The sequence below is a fragment of the Synechococcus sp. MU1655 genome, from assembly GCF_023630655.1.
GTDB lineage: Bacteria > Cyanobacteriota > Cyanobacteriia > PCC-6307 > Cyanobiaceae > Synechococcus_C.
Genome location: NZ_JAKUHK010000267.1, coordinates 1 through 2572, shown reverse-complemented (window position 1 = coordinate 2572; position 2572 = coordinate 1). Strand labels below are relative to the sequence as shown.

Below are 2572 nucleotides of genomic sequence, written 5' to 3'. Positions count from 1 at the left end.
CATTGCGCGTAAACACAATTTCTTTTGAGCTCGATGCACCGATCAATCCAGCGGTCGTGGCACGAGCCGCTTCAAACGACTCCGTGGCACGCGCACTGAGCTGGTGAGCACCACGATGCACATTGGCGTTGTCGCAGGCGTAGTAGTGCTGAATCGCATCGAGCACCACACGAGGCTTCTGACTGGTCGCCGCATGATCCAGATAGATCAGGGGCTGACCAGAACTTGAAACCTGCTCAAGTATTGGAAAGTCAGCACGCACCCGTTCCGCGAGAGTAACGGGCGCGTTACGAGGAAGTGTTGTCATGGTGTCATTCCTCCCACTTGCAAGCTGCCGCCCAACCAGCGCTGCGAGCCATCAAGAGGCAAGCGATCCAGCACGTCTTGGCAGTAACCACGCAGGAGCAAAGCGGCGGCTGAGGACTGCGTAATGCCACGGCTGCGCAGATAAAAGAGTTGATCCTCCTGGAGCTGGCTCACGGTGGCCCCATGGGTACAACGCACGTCATCAGCCACGATTTCCAACTCAGGCTTGGCATCAACGCGAGCGCGTCCCGAGAGCAACAAGCTCCTGCTGAGCTGGGAGGCGTTGGTGCGCTGCGCTGGCCTAGGCACTTGAATGGCCCCGTTGAAGATGCTGTGAGAGCGGTCGGCCGCAATCGTTTTTTGGACTTGATCGAGCGTGCCTTCAGGCCCCTCAAAACGCACGGCGGTATGGACCGCAAACTGCTCATCAGCAGCGGTGACAGAAAGACCCTGAATCGAAGCAGAAGCCTGACCATCCACCTGAACAAGGCTCGGCTCCAGCCGCCCAAACGACCAGCCCTGCGACACCGAAACCAGGGAGTAGTGACTGCGCGACTCTTGCTCCACGGCCAGATTGGCGAGCAGAGCCTCTTGGCCATCTCCCAAGGCAAGCAAGCCGTGATTCACCTTGGATTCCTGGCCAAGGTGAATTTCGAGAAGATGGCTATGGGCAGCCTGGCCCTTAGCACTCAAAACCTGGAGACAGTCGAGCTCTGCTTTTTCCTCAACCAGCAACAGAACCCGGGTTGGGACCAACATGGCGTCGGACGCAACCATGACCAACTCAACCGGTGGAACCTTGCCGCGAATGCGTAACGCCAGAATCTGCTGGCTCACCCCGTGATTGAGCTCAACGGGCCAATCCGACGCGCAGCGACAGCGGGACAAGGTGTGGCCTAGGGCTTGCTGCAACTCAGCACCCTCAAGCAGAGAAATTCCTGTTGGCAAGGTCACCCCCTGCAACGGATCCTGGCTGCCATCAATCACAAGCCTCAGGGCCTGCGCTGGAATCCTCGGCCAGCTGTCAGCACTGGAGCGATGTGGTCTCTGCTCAGCCAATGACAGCTGAAACAGGGCCTCCAGTCGCCTGAGATCAGTGAGTCTCCACGACTCCTGCCTCCGACTGGGGAAGCTTTGCTCTGACAACGCTAATCGTCCACGGCGCTGAACCGGTTCAAGTGTCCCCGCTGGCGCAGGGAGCTGTGTCAACCAACCCTCGGGCATCGCCATCGTTAGGCCACCCCCTCGGCCGCGAGCTGCTGATCCACCCAGTCATAACCAGTTTTTTCCAGCTCAAGAGCCAATTCACGCCCCCCGGTTCGCAAGATGCGCCCAGCACCCATCACGTGCACATAATCCGGCGTGATCTCATCCAAAAGCCTTTGATAGTGAGTGATCAGCAACGTGCAGTTGTCCGGACTGGCCAACTGATTCACGCCTCCAGCAACGATGCGTAAGGCATCAATATCAAGACCAGAGTCGGTTTCGTCGAGGATCGCGACCACGGGATCCAACAGGGCCATCTGAAGAATCTCGTTGCGCTTTTTCTCGCCGCCAGAAAAACCTTCATTCACGCTGCGCTCCAAGAATGCAGGGTCCATTTGGACCACTTGCAAGCGGTCACGCACGTGATCATCGAAATCAAACGTGTCGAATTCCTCCTTACCTTGCTTCTCGCGCCTGGCATTCGTAGAGACCCGGAGAAACTCGAGGTTGCTCACCCCAGGAATCTCAATCGGGTACTGGAAGCCCAAGAACACTCCGAGTCGAGAGCGCTCCTCAGGCTCCAAATCGAGAAGGTCACGGCCGAGGTAACGCACAGACCCAGATGTCACGCGATAGGCGGGGTGACCAGCCAAAACCTTGGACAACGTGCTCTTACCACTTCCGTTACGGCCCATCACGGCGTGAATTTCGCCGGCTTTCACCTGCAGGTTCACCCCATTCAGAATCGGCTTGCCCTCAACGGACGCATGCAGATCAGTGATTTCGAGGAGCGGCGCAGCGTCGGGACGGATCACGTCAGAAGAAAACGAAGAAAAAAACGAGCAATAGAAGCTTGACGCTGGGTTTAACCCACCGAACCCTCAAGCTTGAGGGCGAGAAGTTTGTCGGCCTCAGCCGCAAACTCCATGGGGAGTTGATTGAACACATCCCTACAGAAGCCACTCACCATCATCGACACAGCTTCTTCGAAGCCGATGCCACGGCTTTGGAGATAAAACAATTGGTCTTCCGACATGCGGCATGTACTGGCCTCATGTTC

Annotated in this window: 4 protein-coding genes; all 4 read right to left on the bottom strand. The window is 57.2% G+C overall.

Annotated features, from left to right (window positions below; translation table 11 throughout):
• Nucleotides 1-307, bottom strand: a 307-nt coding sequence (locus NCN04_RS10500) for an aminotransferase class V-fold PLP-dependent enzyme (protein WP_250396065.1), incomplete at its 3' end; no start/stop codon positions are given.
• Nucleotides 304-1536, bottom strand: a complete 1233-nt coding sequence (locus NCN04_RS10495; RefSeq protein WP_250396064.1) for a SufD family Fe-S cluster assembly protein — start codon at nucleotides 1534-1536, stop codon at nucleotides 304-306. The genes NCN04_RS10495 and NCN04_RS10500, both read right to left, overlap by 4 nt.
• Before the next feature lie 2 nt (nucleotides 1537-1538).
• Nucleotides 1539-2327 (bottom strand): Fe-S cluster assembly ATPase SufC, encoded by a 789-nt coding sequence (gene sufC, locus NCN04_RS10490; protein WP_048347271.1) that lies wholly within the window; start codon nucleotides 2325-2327, stop codon nucleotides 1539-1541.
• Between the two features lie 50 nt (nucleotides 2328-2377).
• On the bottom strand, nucleotides 2378-2572 hold a 195-nt coding region (locus tag NCN04_RS10485; RefSeq protein WP_250396063.1), incomplete at its 5' end, for a SufD family Fe-S cluster assembly protein.

What these genes read in the sequence shown, in the direction of transcription:
- NCN04_RS10495 (WP_250396064.1), bottom strand. Translation starts at nt 1,536, where the DNA reads ATGGCGATGCCCGAGGGTTGGTTGACACAGCTCCCTGCGCCAGCGGGG.